Raw genomic sequence first — 16,869 nt, 5'->3', positions numbered from 1 at the left:
CCGGTCCTTAACGGGCCGATGCCAGGATGCGGCATACCAGGGTGGAAAAATCCATCCCCATAGCAGCGGCCGCCTTCGGCACCAGGCTCTTTTCTGTCATCCCTGGCACCGTATTCACTTCCAGCAATTGCATCTGGCCATTCGCGTCCAACATCACATCAACCCGCCCCCAGCCTTCTGCGCCAACGGCGTTAAAAGCGGCCAACGCCAGTTCTTGCAGCGCTGTTTCCTGCTCAGCAGGCAAGCCACAGGGCACCAGATATTGGGTGGTATTGGATTGATATTTGGCCTGATAGTCATAAAAACTGTTGGGTGTTTTCATCTGGATCACCGGCAATGCCTGCCCGTCCAGAATACCCACGGTGAATTCAGGGCCATCGATCCAGCGCTCTACCAGTACCACATCATCCAGCGCTGCTGCCTGGGCTACGGCGGCATGCAATTGTTCAAGATTGCAGGCCTTGGTCATACCCAGGCTGGAGCCCTCCCGGCATGGTTTAACCATCACCGGCGCAGCCATCATAGCAGTGGCCAGATCGCTGTCCAAGCCTGTTCCAGAGAGCACCCAGAACGGTGCTGTGGGTAACCCCATGGCCTGCCAGATCTGCTTGCTGCGCACTTTATCCATAGCCAGCGCTGACCCCAGCACACGGCTACCGGTGTAGGCCACACCCAACCACTCCAGTGCCCCTTGCACGGTGCCGTCTTCCCCGCCTCGGCCATGCAAGGCAATGAAGGCCTGCTCGAAGCCCTGAGACTTCAGCGCCAGCAGCGGTTGCTCGGCTGGATCAAACGGGTGAGCATCCACTCCGGCGGCGCGCAGGCCACGCAGTACCGCCTGCCCTGACAGCAGGGAAATATCCCGCTCAGCGGAGCGCCCTCCCAGTAATACCGCCACTTTACTCACTGGCCACCTCCAGGCCGGCGTCTGCCAGCTGCCGCGCCAGAGTGCCGACATTCCCTGCGCCCTGAGTGATCACCAGGTCGCCATCAGCCATCACATCGTTCAGTACCTTGGCCACATCGGCGATACTGGAAACAAATACCGGATCGAGGCTGGAACGGGAGCGAATGGTGCGGCACAGCGAACGGCTGTCAGCGCCGGCAATAGGCGTTTCACCAGCGCTGTATACATCCAGCATCAGCAACACATCAACCTGGCTGAGTACTTCGGCAAAATCCTCATAGAGATCGCGGGTACGGCTGTAGCGGTGTGGCTGAAACACCATTACCAGCCGTTTATCTGGCCAGCCGGCGCGAGCCGCTTTGATGGTCACATCCACTTCTGAGGGATGGTGGCCATAGTCATCTACCAGCATCACCTGCCCTTTGGCGGTGTTGAAGTCGCCATAGTGCTGGAACCGCCGGCCAATACCCTGGAACTTCGCCAGGGCAGATTGAATGGCGGCGTCACTGATCCCCAGGTCGGTGGCAATGGCGATGGCAGCCAGGGCATTTTGCGCATTGTGTTGACCAGGCAGGTTGAGCGTCACCGACAGCGGCGCATGGCCACTACGTTCCACCACAAACCGGCTCTGGTTGGCGCGCTGTGAAAAATCACGGCCGCGCACATCCGCTTGTTCGTCAAAACCGTAAGTCAGGTACTGGCGGCCCAGTTCCGGGTTGGCCAGCTCTTTGACAACAGGATCGTCCACACACAAAACGGCCAGCCCGTAGAACGGCAGGTTTCGCAGAAAGTCGACAAAAGTGCCTTTGAGTTTCTCGAAATCGCCACCGTAGGTGTCCATGTGATCCGGTTCGATATTGGTGACCACCGCCATCAGTGGCTGCAAATGCAGGAAAGAGGCGTCGGACTCGTCCGCCTCGGCCACCAGGTAGGTACCGGTGCCTAGGCGCGCATTGGTGCCATGGGAGTTGAGCTTGCCACCGATAACAAAAGTCGGGTCCAGGCCCCCTTCAAACAACAAGGCCGAAACCAGGCTGGTGGTGGTGGTTTTACCGTGGGTGCCGGCTACGGCAATTCCCTGGCGAAAACGCATCAGCTCCGCCAGCATCTCTGCCCGGCGTACCACCGGAATACGTTTTTCGGCGGCTGCCAGCACTTCCGGGTTGTCACCCTTGATGGCGCTGGATACCACCACCACGGAGGCGCCATCAACCTGTTCTGGTTTATGTTCCGGCCAGATGGTGGCGCCCAGTGCTGCCAAGCGCTGCGTCACCGGGTTATCGCTGAGATCCGAGCCGGTAATGTCATAGCCTTCGCCGAGCAAGACTTCCGCGATACCGCCCATGCCGGCACCACCGATGCCAACAAAATGAATTCGCTCTACTCGCCGCATCGGGCCTGTTCTGGTCATACACCTGCTCTCTTTCTGACACCGGCCAACTGCCGGCATACCGCTGCCACAGCTTCCGTGGCATCCGGCTTGGCAAGCTGGTGTGCGGCATTGCCCATACGCACCAGCTGCTCGGGATCGTCATGCCATTCGCGCAGCAAAGAGGCCACGCGCTCGGCGGTAAATTGGCTTTGGGGTACCAGCACGGCGCCCCCCTGCTCGCTTAAAAAGCGGGCATTTTGCGTCTGATGATCGTCCACGGCAATGGGCAGCGGCACCAAAATAGCCGGCAGGCCAACCGCCGCCAGTTCCGACACGGTCAGCGCCCCAGCCCGGGCGATCATCACGTCAGCCCACTGATAGGCTTCGGCCATGTCGTCAATAAAGTCCGATACCGTTGCTTGCTGCTCGAGTTGCTGATAGCGCGCCTTCACCGTCTCACTACGGCCTTTGCCAGTCTGGTGGCGGATTGCCAGGGCAACACCGGCACTGGCAAAGGCCGCCGGAAGCACCTCATTGAATACCTGGGCACCAAGGCTGCCACCCATTACCAAGACCCGCAGCGGCGGCTGATGGCGCATCCGAGTCAGACTGAACAGACTGGCGCGGATCGGGTTTCCAACCACTGGGGCATCCTTGAAAGCCCCGGGAAAGGCCTGCAAGGTCTGGTTGGCCACTTTGGCCAGATAGCGATTGGTGACACCGCTGACAGCGTTTTGTTCATGCAGCAGCAACGGAATACCGCGCAATTTCGCAGCAATACCGCCCGGGCCGGAGGCAAAGCCGCCCATACCCAGTACCACCGCTGGCCGAACCCGGCCAAACAGCCGCCAGGCATCCCACACAGCTTTGAGTAATTTCAAAGGTGTTACCAGTAAGCGCTTAAGGCCATTACCCCGCACGCCCTGGATGTCAACGAAGTGCAGCGCAATACCGTATTTGGGCACAATGTCCGCTTCCATGCGGGTGGGAGTGCCCAGCCAGTCCACCTGCCAGCCTTCTTCTTGCAGGTGTTGTGCGACCGCCAGCGCCGGGAAAATATGCCCACCGGTGCCACCGGCCATCACCATCAGCCTTTTCATGCGCGTCCTCCCCGGGCCTGCTGCCCGGCCAGTCGTGCTTCATGGTCAATGCGCACCAGCACGCTCAAAGCAATGGTCATGATCCATAAACTGGAACCGCCATAACTCACCAGAGGCATGGTCAGGCCCTTGGTGGGGAAAGCACCCGCGGCCACCCCCAGGTTCACGGCAGCCTGAAAAGCCACCCAGATGGCAATGGCGTAAGCAAAAAAGCCTTCAAAGTGACGGTCATTGGCCATGGCATGGCGGCCAATTTTCAGGGCCCGTAACACCACCCAGAAAATCACCAGCATCAACAGCACAATGGCGATAAAACCCAGCTCTTCGGCGACAATGGCCATGATGAAGTCGGTGTGGGCTTCCGGCAGGTACTCCATTTTCAAAATAGAGTTGCCCAGCCCCTGCCCGGTGAGGCCGCCACGACCAAAGGCCATCAGTGACTGGGTCAGCTGATAGCCGGCACCAAAAGGATCCGCCCAGGGATTTAAAAAGCCGGTCACCCGTTTCATCCGGTAAGGTTCGGTGACAACCAGCAGCACCAGTGCCGATACCCCAACCACAATCATGGCGACAAACTGCCAGAGCCGGGCACCAGCCAGAAACAACAGCCCCAGAGTGGTCACCAGCATCACCACCACAGTCCCCAGATCGGGCTGCATCAGCAGCATCAGGGCCATCAGGAAGAACACCCCCAACGGCTTCAAAAAGCCCACCAGGTTTTCCCGCACCTCCTGGTGTCGGCGCACCAGATAACCGGCCAGATAGGCAAACAGGAATAATTTTGCCGGCTCAGCCGCCTGTAGGTTCAGCGGGCCGATGCGGATCCAGCGGGTAGCACCGTTAACACTGTGGCCAACCACCAACACCCCCGCCAGCAGCAGCAGCGCCATCACCAGTAACCAGCCGTTGTACTGGGCCCAGCGCGCCATGGGAATACTCAAGGTCACGGCCCCCAGGATCAGCGCCCCGACCACAAACACCGATTCTTTGTAAACGATGTAGAAAGGGTTGCCATTAAGACGCGTGGCCTCGGGCATCGAGGCTGAGGCGATCATCACCCAGCCGAAGGCCATCAGCCCGAGGATCACCACAATCAGGCTGCGGTCATACAGGGCTGTATCGGTTTTTGCGGGCCACAGCCGCTGGCGCAGGACAGCAATCATAGCGCCCCCACCAATTGCCGGAAGCGCTCACCACGGGCTTCGAAATTGCGGAACTGGTCAAGACTGGCACAAGCCGGTGACAAGAGCACCAGATCGCCCGGCCGTGCCAGGCTGGCGGCCAGCGGCAGGGCCTCATCAAGTGAGTTAACCAAGTGGCTGTTCGCTTTCAGAGCAGCCAGCCTGGCACCATCTCGACCAAAGCAAATCAGCTCCCGAACCTTGCCGAGCTTAGCCGCCAGCGGCTGCACATCGGCGCCTTTGGCATCACCACCAGCCAGCAGTAAAATATCACCGTCAATGTCAGCAAAACCGCTCAGTGCCGCTTCCAGCGAGCCAATATTGGTAGCCTTGGAATCATTGACAAAACGCACCCCGGCTTTCTCTGCCACCCATTCGCAGCGGTGCGCCAACCCGGGAAAGTGGCGCAGGCTCTCTAACATCGCCGGCATTGGCAGGCCGGCCGCCTCGCCAAGCGCCAGTGCCGCCAGGGCATTGAAGTAGTTGTGTCGGCCCAGCATGGCCAGCTCAGAGCTGGCCAATAGGCGCTCTTGGTCACGGCACAGGTAACCGTCAGCCAAGTGATAACGGCCATGTTCACCAAAGCTGATGCCGGCCGCAGGCGGGCGAGTAGCAGCATCATCGCTGTTATAAATGCAATGCTCGGCGCCCTGGTAGATACGTAACTTGGCGGCGCCATAGTCGGCCATGTGTTGATAGCGGTCGAGGTGATCAGGACTCAGGTTCAGCACCGTCGCCGCCACCGCCTTAAGGCTGCTGGTGGTTTCCAGCTGAAAGCTCGACAGTTCCAGCACATACAGCTCGGCGTCCGTGGGCAATGCCAGTACCGGCACACCGATATTACCGCCAACTGCCACCTTAATACCGGCGCGGGCGGCCATGTCACCCAGCAAAGTCGTGACCGTACTCTTACCGTTAGAGCCGGTAATGGCGATCACCGGTGCCTGGGCCTGGCGGGCGAACAATTCAACATCACCGACCACCGGCACCTTGGCCCCGGCAATAGCTGGCTCACGGATGCTGATCCCAGGGCTGACCACCAGCTGCTGGCACTGACTCAGAGCTGCGGCCGACAGCGGCCCCAGGACCACCTCAACGTTAGCCGGCAGCTCTGCCAGCCCAGGCGGCACGGGCCGGGTATCAAAAGCGCGCACAGTCTGCCCCTGGCTAAGCAACCAGTTCACTGTGGCAACGCCGCTGAGTCCCAGACCCACTACCCCAATCATTACCGTACCTTTAATGTCGCCAGGCCAATCAGCACCAGCATTAATGAGATGATCCAGAAGCGCACAATAACGCGCGGTTCCGGCCAGCCTTTGAGTTCATAGTGGTGGTGAATTGGCGCCATGCGAAAAATACGCTGGCCGCGCAATTTGTAAGAGCCCACCTGCAGGATCACGGAAATGGTTTCCATCACGAACACGCCACCCATGATCACCAGCAGAATTTCCTGGCGTACCAGCACCGCGATGATGCCAAGGGTACCGCCCAGCGCCAGCGAGCCGACATCACCCATAAAGACCTGGGCCGGATAGGTGTTGAACCACAAAAAGCCAAGACCGGCGCCGACCAGCGCAGTGCAGACAATCACCAGCTCCGACGCCTGGTGAACATAGGGAATATGCAGGTAGTTGGCGAAATTGACGTTACCGGTCAGATAAGCAATCAGCGCAAAGGCCGCAGCAACCATTACCGTCGGCATGATCGCCAAGCCATCCAGGCCATCAGTGAGGTTGACGGCATTGGAGGTGCCCACCATCACAAAATAAGTCAACAGGATGTACAACAGCCCCAGTTGTGGCATCACATCCTTGAAAAACGGCACTACCAGCTCGGTTTCCTGTGGTCGTGCCTGCCAGTACAGAAAAACCGCCACCAGCAGCGCTATCAGCGACTGCCAGAAGTATTTCCAACGGGCGATCAGGCCCTTGGGATCTTTGCGCACCACCTTGCGGTAGTCATCTACAAAGCCGATGACGCCGTAAGACAACAGTACAAACAGCACCACCCAGACATAGCTGTTGGACAAGTTTGACCACAGCAGCGTTGATACCGATACCGCCAGCAGGATCATCAAACCGCCCATGGTGGGGGTGCCTGATTTTGACAAATGCGACTGCGGGCCGTCATCACGGACGGTCTGGCCAACCTGCAGCCGCACCAGTGCTTTGATCATCCGCGGGCCAACGTAGACCGTCAGCAGCAAGGCCGTAAGGATGCTGAGAATGGCCCGGAACGTCAGGTAAGAAAAAACGTTAAAACCGGAAATGAACTGTGTCAGATATTCTGCAAGCCAGACTAGCATGCCACCTCCGACGGTGTTGCCAGGGTACTGGCAGCAATTAAATCCACAACACTCTCCATCCGGGAGCTGCGCGCCCCCTTCACCAAAATACTGACCGGCGCGGTTTCGCTGCCAAGGGCAAGCACCACTTCACTGACCAGTGTCTCTTTGTTTTGATAATGTTTACTGCCCAGACCAAAGGCATCACTGGCGGCTTGGCTGAGGACGCCAACGGTGAACAGGTTGTCGATACCCTGAGCTTTGGCATAGTGGCCCAGCTCGGCATGGTAATAACGGGCCTTATCGCCCAGCTCACCCAGATCGCCCAGCACCAACACCCGCCGCCCCGGATAACCGGCCAGGGCATCGATGGCGGCACGCACCGCCCCTACTGAGGCGTTGTAGGTGTCGTCAATCAAGCGGCCACGATTGGCCAGTGGCCGGATGTTCATCCGCCCGGCCACCGGCTGTACTTTTGCCAGACCCCGCTGAATGGCATCAGCCCCCACGCCCAGTGCCAGCGCACAGGCGGCAGCAGCCATGGCGTTGTGCACATTGTGCCGCCCCGGCAGCGGTACTGTGACCGCCACGCTGTCATCCGGCAATAACAGGGTAAAAGCTAGGCCGTCATCGTGCCGGTCAACAATGTCGGCGGCCCGGATCTGCGCCTGAGGGTGCTCGCCGAAGGTCAATACCGGTCGTCCCGCCAAGCTGGTTAGCCAGTCGCTGGCAAAGGCATCATCACGGTTAACCACGGCAATGCCATCGGCGCTGAGCGCACCATAAATTTCGCCTTTGGCGCGGGCAATACCGGCAACCGTACCGAAGCCTTCCAAATGTGTTGGGGCAACATTGTTTATCAATGCCACATCGGGGCGCACCAGACTGGCGGTATATGCAATTTCCCCTTCGTGGTTGGCACCCAGCTCCATTACCGCGTAGCGGTGCTGCGCCGTTAACCGTAACAAGGTCAAGGGCACACCGATGTCGTTGTTGAAATTACCGGCCGTCGCCAGCACCGGCGCACACTCGCCCAAAATGGTAGCGAGCATTTCCTTCACGGTAGTTTTGCCGCAAGAGCCCGTCAGGGCTGCAACTTTGGGGTTCACTTTGTCGCGCACCAGCTGCCCTAGCTGCCCCAGGGCCACCCGGGTATCTTTTACGACGATTTGTGGCTGTGCGGCCGCCAATGGCCGCTCTACCAGCAGCGCGGCGGCGGCACTGGCCTGGTCAATAAAGTCATGGGCGTCAAAGCGCTCGCCCCGTAATGCCACAAACAATTCGCCGCCACTGAGGGCGCGGGTATCAGTACTGACCGCGCTGATGCTCAGGTCGTTGCCGTGCAGCTCGCCGCCCAAAGCGTGAGCAATAGCTGAGAGTGTCAGTGTCAGCATGAAACCTCCCCGTTCAGCTGACGCTGAACTTCTTCAATATCACTGAAAGGCAGGCGCTGACCGTTGATCTCCTGATAGTCCTCATGACCCTTGCCGGCCACCAGTACCACATCTCCCGGCGCGGCATTGGCAATGGCATAAGCGATGGCTTCACGACGGTCAGCAACCACTTGCATGGCGTCACCATACTGGCGGTCTGACAACATCTGCTGAATGATGCTCATCACTGGCTCTGAGCGGGGGTTGTCAGCGGTCACAATGCCAATATCAGCACCCTTGGCAACCGCCTCGGTCATCAGTGGCCGTTTGCCCGGATCGCGATCGCCGCCGCAGCCAAAGACACACCAAAGCTTACCGCGGGTATGCGTTCTTAAGGCTTCAAGGGCGGCTCTCAGGGCGTCGGGGGTATGGGCATAATCCACCACCACGGTGGCTGTACCCTCTGTTGAAAAAGTTTGCATACGGCCGGTAACCGGTTTTACCAGCGACGCCGCCGCACACAGCGCGTTCAGTTCCAGCCCCAGCGCTAAGCCCGCGCCAATTGCCGCCAACAGGTTCGCCAGGTTGAAAGTACCCAGCAGTGGCGATGACAGTTCAGCACTGCCGAAGCTGCCACCGACCTTGGCACGGACGCCGCTGGCATGCGCCCTGATATCAGTCAGGTAGAGCACCTGATCGGCAACTGTCGGGTCAAGCGGGTGCAGGCTGTACGCCAGTGTCGGCTGACGGCCTTTGCGTTCACGCAGCCAGGCTTCACCCAGTTCATCATCAGCATTGATCACCGCAGCACTGAGACTTGGCCAGTCAAACAGCTGCGCCTTGGCCGCAGCATAGGCCCCCAGGGTGCCGTGGTAATCCAGGTGGTCACGGCTGAGATTGGTAAACACGGCCACGCTAAAAGGAATGGCACTGACCCGCCCCTGACTCAGGGCATGGCTGGACACTTCCATAGCGGCAACCTGGCAGCCGTCATCAGCCAGCTCGGCCAAGGTGCGCGCGACACTGATCGCATCCGGTGTGGTATTGCGAGCCGGGGTTAACCGACCAAATCGGCCACTGCCTAAAGTGCCAATCACCGCCGCCGGGCATGACAGGGCGTCACACAGCTGCACCAGCAGTTGACTGGTGGTGGTTTTACCATTGGTGCCGGTAATACCCACCGGGCGAATTGCCGGTTCACCAACAAAGCGCCAGGCGATAGCCGACAGCCGCCGCTTCAGCTCCGGTAGCGCCACCACAGGTACCTTGCCGCGCCACTGTACTGTCGGGCTGTCCGCTTCGGCAAGTACGGCAGTGGCTCCTTCGGCAATGGCATTATCAATAAAGTTGCGGCCATCAAGCTGGTGGCCTGCAATCGCCACAAACAGAGTACCGGCACGGCACTGTCGTGAATCCAGCGTGATATCACGCACCCGGGCAGTCACATCCAGTTCGCACCAAGGAGCCAGCAAAGTGTCCAGTTGCCACTCAGCCACGGGGAACCTCCTTGTGGCTAAGGGAGGCTACCCGCATGTCCGGGGTAATGGCATCCGGCGGCACGTTCAACAGTGACAGCGCCCCGCCCATGACTTTTGAAAACACCGGGGCTGCCACTTCCGCGCCATAGTATTGGTCGCCCTGGGGTTCATTGATCATCACCACCACCGCCAGTCGCGGGTTGGACACCGGGGCAATACCGGCGAAACTGGCAACGTACTGGTTACCATAGCCACCCGCTACGGCTTTGCGGGCGGTGCCGGTTTTACCCGCGACGCGATAGCCCGGTACTGCCGCCCGGACCCCGGTACCTCCGGGCTTAAGTACGGACTCCATCATGTGCAGCACTTCTTTGGCGACCTGTGGCCGAACTATTTGCTCAGGTGGGCTCTTTGGCAGGCCCTTGACAATGGTCAGAGGGTTACGGCGCCCGGCATTGCCGAGGGTGGCGTAGGCCCGGGCCAACTGCACCGGCGTTACCGAGACCGAATAGCCAAAGGCCAGGGTCGCCAGCTCAAAATCAGACCAGCGTGGACGGTCGTACTGGAACAAGCCGCTGGACTCACCGACCAGATCTAGCCCGGTTTTCGAGCCAAAACCAAAAGCCGCAAAGGTGCCCAGCAGATCTTCTTTGGGGATCGACAATGCCAGCTTGGCAATACCCATGTTGGACGACTTTTCCAAAATGGTGGACAACGAGATCACCCCGAGATTGCGGTGATCAGCGACCCGGCGGCCGCCAAGGCGCATCCAGCCGGGATTGGTGTCAACGGTATCACCAGGCTTGACAACCTTGTCTTGCAGGGCCGCCATCATCGCCAGCGGTTTTGCAGTAGAGCCCGGCTCGAAAACGTCGGTGATGGCACGATTGCGCAACTGGTAAGGTTTGAGATCTTCGCGGTTATTAGGGTTGAAAGACGGTACGCTGGCCATGGCCAGCACTTCGCCGGTGGGCACATCCACTACCACTACCGAACCACTGGTGGCTTCGAAATACTGCACCGCCTTTTTCAACTGCCGGTAGGCCAGAGACTGGATGCGCTGATCAATGGTCAACTGCAAGTTCTTGGGCTTTTCAGCCGGCTGCAATACCCCCAGTGATTCCACCACCCGGCCCAAGCCGTCTTTACGCACTTTGCGTTTGCCCGGCTGGCCGGTCAGCAGGTCGTCATAAGTGCGTTCAATACCTTCCAGGCCATGGTCGTCAATATCGGTAAAGCCGATGATGTGTGCATCTACTTCGCCGGTGGGGTAATAGCGTTTGGATTCGTGTTTTAGGCCAATACCGGGAATTTTTAACTCGCGCACGTACTGTGCCATGGCTGGGGTAACTTGCCGTTGCAAGTACACGAAGCGTCGTTTCGGATCTTCACTGATTTTGCTCATCAGGCTATGGGCATCAGTACCCAGCACCTCAGCCATCGCCTGCCAACGGCGACGATCTTGCAGCCCGCCTTTGTCCAGCACCACTTTCGGGTCAGCATAGACGGCATCTACCGGTACAGAAATGGCCAAATCCACGCCATTTCGATCAGTGATAAGACCACGAGACACTTGCGTGGAGGTGATCCGCAGCGAGCGCATGTCACCCTGCTCACGCAACCGGTCTGGGTGCAACACCTGAATGTAGGCGGCACGCGCCAACAGGGCGACAAATACCGCGCCCATCAAAACGATAGCGAACAAGTGGCGCCAGCCGATAATGCCTGGCTTAAGCTTGTTGCGTGCGTGCCGGCTCATTTGAGCTCAATGACCTTTTCATCAGTGTGATCAACCTGTTTCATCCCCAGTTGGCGGCGAGCTATGCCTTCCACCCGGCTGTCCTCACCCAAGGTGCCTTCTTCCAGTTTGAGATGACGCCATTGCACATCCAGGTTTTCCCGTTGCGTCATCAGCTTTTCTTTCTCGGCGGTAAGCAGGCGATTGCTTTGTGCCAGATACACCACCGAGAAGGCTGAAGCAATGACCGCAAAAAACAGCAAAAGCAGCCACTTGGACTGCCATATATCCTGCGCCACAATCAGCACCAAACTGGGCTGGCGATCAGCCATTGGGTGCCTCCGTGCGCTCTGCTACCCGCAGAACTGAACTGCGGGCTCGGGGGTTAACCGTAATTTCCTGGTCACCGGGGAAAATGGCTTTGCCTACTGCTTTGAGAGTTTGGTGGTGACGTAGCTGGTCGTCGGTAATGGGTAACCCCGGAGGTAACTCCGGCCCTTTTTGTTGAGCGCGAATAAACTGTTTGACCAGGCGATCTTCCAGGCTGTGAAAGCTGATGACCGCCAAACGCCCGCCCGGACGCAGTACCGCCAGAGCCCCATGCAGTGCCTGCTTGGCTTCATCCAGCTCGCGGTTAACGTAGATGCGAATGGCCTGAAATGAGCGAGTGGCGGGATGCTTATGCTTTTCTTTACTGGGGGCCGCCTTGGCAATCAGCTCAGCCAGCTCACCGGTCCGCGACAGCGGCGCAGTCATACGGCGCTCGGTAATGGCGCGGGCAATACGGCGGGCGTAACGCTCTTCACCAAAGGTTTTGAGTACAAAAGCAATATCATCGGCGTCAGCACGGTTCAGCCAGTCGGCGGCACTTTCCCCGCTGGTCGGATCCATGCGCATATCCAAAGGGCCATCCCGCAAGAAGCTAAAACCACGTTCCGCGTCATCAAGCTGCGGCGAAGACACACCCAGGTCCAGCAATAAACCATCCACTTGACCGGCCACATCAGCCAAATACTCCGCCAGCGCGGAAAAGGGCCCCTGGATAATGGTAAAGCGCGGATCGGTAATGGTCTTGGCTTCGGCAATAGCCGCCGGATCACGGTCAATGGCGATCAGCCGACCGGTTGGCCCCAACTGCGCCAAAATAGCCCGCGAGTGACCACCACGGCCAAAGGTGCCGTCGACGTAAAGACCATCTGGCTTGATCGCCAGTGCTTCCAGGCTTTCGTTAAGCAGCACGCTCAGGTGTTGGGTCACAGTGAAAAATCCTTCAGGGCGTCGGTAAGGGGGAAGTTGTCTGTCAGCGCAGCCATGTCGTCGCTGATCTGCGCCTGCCAAGCGCTGTCTGACCAAATTTCAAATTTGTGGAATTGGCCAACCAGCATGATTTTGCTGTCCAGGCCGGCATGCTGGCGAAGTGGAGCACTCAGCAGTACCCGGCCCTGTTTGTCCATATCCACTTCAGTGGCATGCCCCAGCAGCAGCCGCTGCATACGCCGCTCGACCGGGTTCATTGAAGACAAACGGCTGAGCTTGCGTTCAATCACTTCCCATTCGACTAGCGGGTACAGCAGCAAACAGGGCTGATAGATATCAATGGTGCAAACCAGTTGGCCGTCACAGTCCGCCAAAAGCTGCTGGCGATACCGGGTCGGTACGGCCAGCCTGCCTTTGCTGTCTAGGCTCAGTTCGTTCGCGCCACGAAACACAGTTATGCCCTCTTTTCGACAAGATTAACCACAAATTTCCACAATTCCCCACACTGCCAAGTCTAGGGGCCGGTGAACAACCTTGTCAAGGGAGCAAAAAGCCTGTTGTGACGGGCTTTGCAGGGCAATCGCAAGACGCTGAAAAACAAGTAATAAAACCAGTTTCCCGGAGGGTTGGGAAAGGCTGGGTGGGGAGCGGTGGGGAATATTGAGCGAGCAGCTTGCGTTTAAGCACGGGCTGGCTGAGAAAACACCCCCATATGGGGTATCGTTAATAAGTCCGCAGAGCCGGCCTGTAAGCCGGGTTCTGTCTTGAACGATCATTCGTCTAGGCCAGCAATTGCTCACTGGCTCGAGCAACCTACCCGCCTCCCGCGCGGGCCGCGCGTATAGGAGGCCTATTTGGTCTTGCTCCGGGTGGAGTTTACCGTGCCACGAACTGTTGCCAGCCGCGCGGTGCGCTCTTACCGCACCCTTTCACCCTTACCTGTGCCCGAAGGCCATCGGCGGTTTACTCTCTGTTGCACTGGTCGTCGGCTCGCGCCGCCCAGGCGTTACCTGGCACCCTGCCCTGCGGAGCCCGGACTTTCCTCCCCCCACCGAGGTGGGCAGCGACCGTCCGGCCGACTCTGCGGACGCGCAGTATACGCGCCTCAGCTGTCGCTCTCCAGCCCCAGTTTGTAGAGGGCGTTTTTCTTCAGGCCAAAGGCATCTGCTACCAGGGTTGCCGCCTGTTTACGAGGCAATTGTTCAGCCAGCGCCAAAAACAGTGTGACTGCGGCCTTGGGCAAGGCGTCACTTTTGGGCGCCGGCGCCACCATCAACACCATTTCCCCTTTCTGGCGATCACTATCTTCCGCCAGCCATTGGCGCATTTCATCAATACTGGCACCGTAGATGGTTTCAAAGGTTTTGGTCAGTTCTTTCGCTACAACCAGTTGACGCTCGCCACCAAAGGCCTGCTGCATATCCGCAAGGGTATCGAGCAGCCGCCGCGGCGACTCATAAAACACTAGGGTTCGTGGTTCGTCAGCCAGGGTTTCCAGGGCAGCTAACCGGGCACTTTGCTTGGCAGGTAAAAAACCCTCAAAGGCGAAACGGTCCGTTGCCAGACCGGAAGCAGATAAGGCGGTAATGGCTGCACAGGGGCCAGGCAACGGCACCACCTTAATGCCCTTTTCCCGGCACTGGCTGACCAGGGTATAGCCCGGATCAGAAATCAACGGCGTGCCGGCATCAGACACCAGCGCCACATCGTCACCGGCCAGTATCTTGCCAATAATGAACCCTGCTTTTTGCTTTTCGTTGTGATCATGCAGCGACTGCAATGCTGTACGTATGCCGAAGTGATGCAGTAACTGTGCGGTATGGCGGGTATCTTCGGCGCAGATCACAGCCACATCAGCCAAGACGTTCAGGGCACGTTGGCTGATATCCCCCAGATTACCAATGGGTGTCGGTACGATGAACAAGGTGCCGGACGCATCAGACATTTCGAGTGGGCCCTCTGTTTGTGTCGGTTTGGCCCCTCGCATACACTAGGCACAGTTTTAGCGAGGACGTGACGGTAAATGACCCGGATTCTATCACGGAGTACGGTGCTGCTGTGTGCGGCGCTGCTCCTGGCCAGTTGCGCCAGCCCGGTAAAGAAGGATGATTGGCCAGCAAGATTGTCGGGGCCGGTTTACCTCAAAGCCAGCGAGTACCTGAATAAAGCCAGCCAAACAACAGGCCAGCCACAACTGAACTGGCAATTACTGGCCGGGCGAGCCTATGCCCAAAGTGGCCAATGGCAGCAACTGCAAGCCTTACTGACCGGTATGGAAGGGCAACTGACCAACACCGCCGGCCTGGCCAGCTATCGGCTGTTAGCCGCAGAACTGGCGCTGCATCAGCAACAATACGACAAGGCTGACAGCCTGCTGGCACATCACGTACCGCCCCCCTTCTTGAGTCAGAAGTTACGGCTGCAACTGCACCTGGCAGAGCGTATGGGTGACAGTCGGCAGCAATTAATGCTGCTGGCCAAGCTGGCCGCAACAACCAATGATCAGGTGCAACAGGCACGCGCCGCCGACCGTATTTGGGCGCTGCTCAATCAGGTTGATACCAGCACCCTGCCAGCCGCACAGTGGCAAAGCTGGCTCAGTTTGCGCGACTTAGCGCAAAGCAAGCGCGGACCCAGCCTGAAGGAAGCGCTGAGTCAGTGGCAACAGCAGTACGCAGATTCATTGCCAGCCCGTTTCTTGCCGCGGACAGTTACCAAGCTCACTGAGGTAAAAGACTATCAACCCAGTAAGGTTGCCTTACTGGTGCCACTCACAGGCCCTTATGCGGCTCAGGGTAAAGCCTTACGGGACGGCCTTATTGCCGCCTGGTTGGACAGTGGCCAGCAAGCACAGCTGATTGTCAAAGACAGTGCCAGTGACGCTGTAGTAGACGCCTGGCAGCAGGCGCAGGCAGAAGGTGCTGACATGCTGGTGGGGCCACTACTGAAACCAAATGTACAGGCGCTGCAGCAAAGTGACGCGGTCAAGGTCCCTTGGTTAGCGCTCAATCGTGCTTACCGGCCAGGCTTCGGTGATGATTATTTCTTTGCCCTGGCGCCAGAAGATGAAGCCATTCAGGCCGCCGAGGAGGCGCAGAATAAAGAAGCACAGCAGCCGATGATCCTTGGTCTTGATGACAGCGTGTCGCAACGCCAAGCCCAGGCTTTTATTGATCGCTGGCGCCAGTATGGCCATAACGAGCCGGTGCCGATGCGCTTGTTTGCCAGCCGCAAACAGTTAGAGGCGGGCATTCGCGATATGCTGCGGGTGGAAGACTCCAAAGCCCGCATCAGCCAGCTACAGAACATCCTGGGCGAACCTGTGGTAGCCGAAGCACGCAGCCGGCGTGATGTCGACTTCATCTACCTGCTAGGTGACCGCCAGGCCGTCAGCCTGATGAAAGCCTTTATTGACGTCACTATCAGCCCTTTTGCCGACCCCATCGCAGCTTATACCACCAGCCGTGGTCACCCGGATCTGCACAACCCGACAGGTCTGCGTGACTTCAATGGCCTGCATTTTTCTGAAATGCCCTTTTTTGTCAGTCAGCAGGGGCCAGCACTGGCCATGCGGCAACTGCTAGCGCAGGTACGGCCACACTGGCCGGCCACACTGGAGCGCTTTTTCGCTCTGGGCTATGATGCCGCCCGGTTGTTACCCCGCATGGCGACATTGCGGGTAACTGGCGCCGCACCGGTGCAAGGCATTACTGGCCGGATCAGTATTGATGACAATGGCGTTGTCCATCGACGCTTGCAGTGGGTCACCATTCACCGCGACCGCCTTGAGGTACAAGACCATGTCATTCCGCCTGTTCCCGAGCAAGACAGCCAAGGGCCAGCACTTTGAGCAGCAAGCCGAACGCTGGCTGCGAAAACAGGGGCTGACAGCCGTTGCCCGCAACGTTCGCTTTCGCGGTGGTGAGATCGATCTGGTCATGCGCGATGGCGAACAATGGGTTTTTATTGAAGTCAAATACCGTAGCCGCCAGGATTTTGGTGGCGCAGCCCACGCCATCAGTGCCGCCCAGCAGCAACGGCTTTGGCACAGCGCCCGCCGTTATTTGCACGATCAGGGCGTTAATGAGTGGGACTGCAGCTGCCGCTTTGATGTGATTTTTTTTCAGGGGGAAGGCGAGCCAGTGTGGCTGAAGGACGCTTTCTGCCATTAACGGAGTG

The 16,869-nt window shown here is 58.5% G+C and carries 15 protein-coding genes and 1 other RNA gene; 2 read left to right on the top strand and 14 right to left on the bottom strand.

Annotation, left to right across the window (positions count from 1 at the left end; translation table 11 throughout):
- Positions 1-7 precede the first annotated feature (7 nt).
- The 14 genes from WDB70_RS01590 to rsmI form a co-directional block, all read right to left on the bottom strand.
- Entirely contained in the window at positions 8-958 is a 951-nt protein-coding gene (locus WDB70_RS01590; protein ID WP_406665942.1) for a D-alanine--D-alanine ligase, read from the bottom strand.
- Entirely contained in the window at positions 900-2,357 is a 1,458-nt protein-coding gene (gene murC, locus WDB70_RS01585; RefSeq protein WP_406665940.1) for a UDP-N-acetylmuramate--L-alanine ligase, read from the bottom strand. Before murC ends, WDB70_RS01590 begins: the two co-directional genes overlap by 59 nt.
- Positions 2,315-3,379, bottom strand: a complete 1,065-nt coding sequence (murG, locus tag WDB70_RS01580) for an undecaprenyldiphospho-muramoylpentapeptide beta-N-acetylglucosaminyltransferase (RefSeq protein ID WP_406665938.1) — start codon at positions 3,377-3,379, stop codon at positions 2,315-2,317. The genes murC and murG overlap by 43 nt, the downstream gene beginning before the upstream one ends.
- Complete coding sequence (gene ftsW / locus WDB70_RS01575; RefSeq protein ID WP_406665936.1) at positions 3,376-4,542, bottom strand: cell division protein FtsW; 1,167 nt, start codon at positions 4,540-4,542, stop codon at positions 3,376-3,378. The genes murG and ftsW overlap by 4 nt, the downstream gene beginning before the upstream one ends.
- Complete coding sequence (murD, locus tag WDB70_RS01570; protein ID WP_406665934.1) at positions 4,539-5,786, bottom strand: UDP-N-acetylmuramoyl-L-alanine--D-glutamate ligase; 1,248 nt, start codon at positions 5,784-5,786, stop codon at positions 4,539-4,541. Before murD ends, ftsW begins: the two co-directional genes overlap by 4 nt.
- The gene (mraY, locus tag WDB70_RS01565) at positions 5,786-6,865 is read right to left on the bottom strand and encodes a phospho-N-acetylmuramoyl-pentapeptide-transferase (protein WP_406665932.1); all 1,080 of its coding nucleotides are present in this window, start codon (positions 6,863-6,865) and stop codon (positions 5,786-5,788) included. Before mraY ends, murD begins: the two co-directional genes overlap by 1 nt.
- A complete protein-coding gene (gene murF, locus WDB70_RS01560) occupies positions 6,859-8,238 on the bottom strand; it encodes a UDP-N-acetylmuramoyl-tripeptide--D-alanyl-D-alanine ligase (RefSeq protein WP_406665930.1) in 1,380 nt (459 codons plus the stop codon). Before murF ends, mraY begins: the two co-directional genes overlap by 7 nt.
- Complete coding sequence (murE, locus tag WDB70_RS01555) at positions 8,232-9,713, bottom strand: UDP-N-acetylmuramoyl-L-alanyl-D-glutamate--2,6-diaminopimelate ligase (protein WP_406665928.1); 1,482 nt, start codon at positions 9,711-9,713, stop codon at positions 8,232-8,234. Before murE ends, murF begins: the two co-directional genes overlap by 7 nt.
- The gene (locus tag WDB70_RS01550) at positions 9,706-11,454 is read right to left on the bottom strand and encodes a peptidoglycan D,D-transpeptidase FtsI family protein (RefSeq protein WP_406665926.1); all 1,749 of its coding nucleotides are present in this window, start codon (positions 11,452-11,454) and stop codon (positions 9,706-9,708) included. The genes murE and WDB70_RS01550 overlap by 8 nt, the downstream gene beginning before the upstream one ends.
- Entirely contained in the window at positions 11,451-11,765 is a 315-nt protein-coding gene (gene ftsL / locus WDB70_RS01545) for a cell division protein FtsL (protein ID WP_406665924.1), read from the bottom strand. Before ftsL ends, WDB70_RS01550 begins: the two co-directional genes overlap by 4 nt.
- Complete coding sequence (gene rsmH / locus WDB70_RS01540) at positions 11,758-12,690, bottom strand: 16S rRNA (cytosine(1402)-N(4))-methyltransferase RsmH (RefSeq protein WP_406665922.1); 933 nt, start codon at positions 12,688-12,690, stop codon at positions 11,758-11,760. The genes ftsL and rsmH overlap by 8 nt, the downstream gene beginning before the upstream one ends.
- Positions 12,687-13,142 (bottom strand): division/cell wall cluster transcriptional repressor MraZ, encoded by a 456-nt coding sequence (mraZ, locus tag WDB70_RS01535; RefSeq protein WP_406665920.1) that lies wholly within the window; start codon positions 13,140-13,142, stop codon positions 12,687-12,689. The genes rsmH and mraZ overlap by 4 nt, the downstream gene beginning before the upstream one ends.
- A 280-nt stretch (positions 13,143-13,422) precedes the next feature.
- Positions 13,423-13,773: RNase P RNA component class A (gene rnpB, locus WDB70_RS01530), an RNA gene on the bottom strand.
- A 22-nt stretch (positions 13,774-13,795) separates the two neighbouring features.
- Positions 13,796-14,635 (bottom strand): 16S rRNA (cytidine(1402)-2'-O)-methyltransferase, encoded by an 840-nt coding sequence (gene rsmI, locus WDB70_RS01525; RefSeq protein WP_406665918.1) that lies wholly within the window; start codon positions 14,633-14,635, stop codon positions 13,796-13,798.
- A gap of 78 nt (positions 14,636-14,713) precedes the next feature.
- On the opposite strand from rsmI, the gene WDB70_RS01520 reads away from it, so the two are divergent.
- Positions 14,714-16,540, top strand: a complete 1,827-nt coding sequence (locus WDB70_RS01520) for a penicillin-binding protein activator (RefSeq protein ID WP_406665916.1) — start codon at positions 14,714-14,716, stop codon at positions 16,538-16,540.
- Positions 16,491-16,862, top strand: coding sequence for a YraN family protein (locus WDB70_RS01515; protein WP_406665914.1), 372 nt, complete (start codon positions 16,491-16,493; stop codon positions 16,860-16,862). The genes WDB70_RS01520 and WDB70_RS01515 overlap by 50 nt, the downstream gene beginning before the upstream one ends.
- The last annotated feature ends 7 nt before the right edge of the window (positions 16,863-16,869 follow it).

The organism is Gallaecimonas aegicerasi (assembly GCF_045291545.1).
Classification (GTDB): domain Bacteria; phylum Pseudomonadota; class Gammaproteobacteria; order Enterobacterales; family Gallaecimonadaceae; genus Gallaecimonas.
The sequence above is the reverse complement of the archived record's forward strand: the minus strand, read 5'-3'. Positions and strand labels throughout refer to the sequence as shown.

Bases quoted from the DNA above. Each gene is read 5' to 3' on its own strand.
- ftsL (WP_406665924.1), bottom strand. From the start codon at position 11,765: ATGGCTGATCGCCAGCCCAGTTTGGTGCTGATTGTGGCGCAGGATATA.
- WDB70_RS01520 (WP_406665916.1), top strand. From the start codon at position 14,714: ATGACCCGGATTCTATCACGGAGTACGGTGCTGCTGTGTGCGGCGCTG.
- mraY (WP_406665932.1), bottom strand. From the start codon at position 6,865: ATGCTAGTCTGGCTTGCAGAATATCTGACACAGTTCATTTCCGGTTTT.
- murD (WP_406665934.1), bottom strand. From the start codon at position 5,786: ATGATTGGGGTAGTGGGTCTGGGACTCAGCGGCGTTGCCACAGTGAAC.
- murF (WP_406665930.1), bottom strand. From the start codon at position 8,238: ATGCTGACACTGACACTCTCAGCTATTGCTCACGCTTTGGGCGGCGAG.
- murG (WP_406665938.1), bottom strand. From the start codon at position 3,379: ATGAAAAGGCTGATGGTGATGGCCGGTGGCACCGGTGGGCATATTTTC.
- murC (WP_406665940.1), bottom strand. From the start codon at position 2,357: ATGCCGGCAGTTGGCCGGTGTCAGAAAGAGAGCAGGTGTATGACCAGA.
- WDB70_RS01550 (WP_406665926.1), bottom strand. From the start codon at position 11,454: ATGAGCCGGCACGCACGCAACAAGCTTAAGCCAGGCATTATCGGCTGG.
- ftsW (WP_406665936.1), bottom strand. From the start codon at position 4,542: ATGATTGCTGTCCTGCGCCAGCGGCTGTGGCCCGCAAAAACCGATACA.
- WDB70_RS01590 (WP_406665942.1), bottom strand. From the start codon at position 958: ATGTCGGCACTCTGGCGCGGCAGCTGGCAGACGCCGGCCTGGAGGTGG.
- rsmI (WP_406665918.1), bottom strand. From the start codon at position 14,635: ATGTCTGATGCGTCCGGCACCTTGTTCATCGTACCGACACCCATTGGT.
- WDB70_RS01515 (WP_406665914.1), top strand. From the start codon at position 16,491: ATGTCATTCCGCCTGTTCCCGAGCAAGACAGCCAAGGGCCAGCACTTT.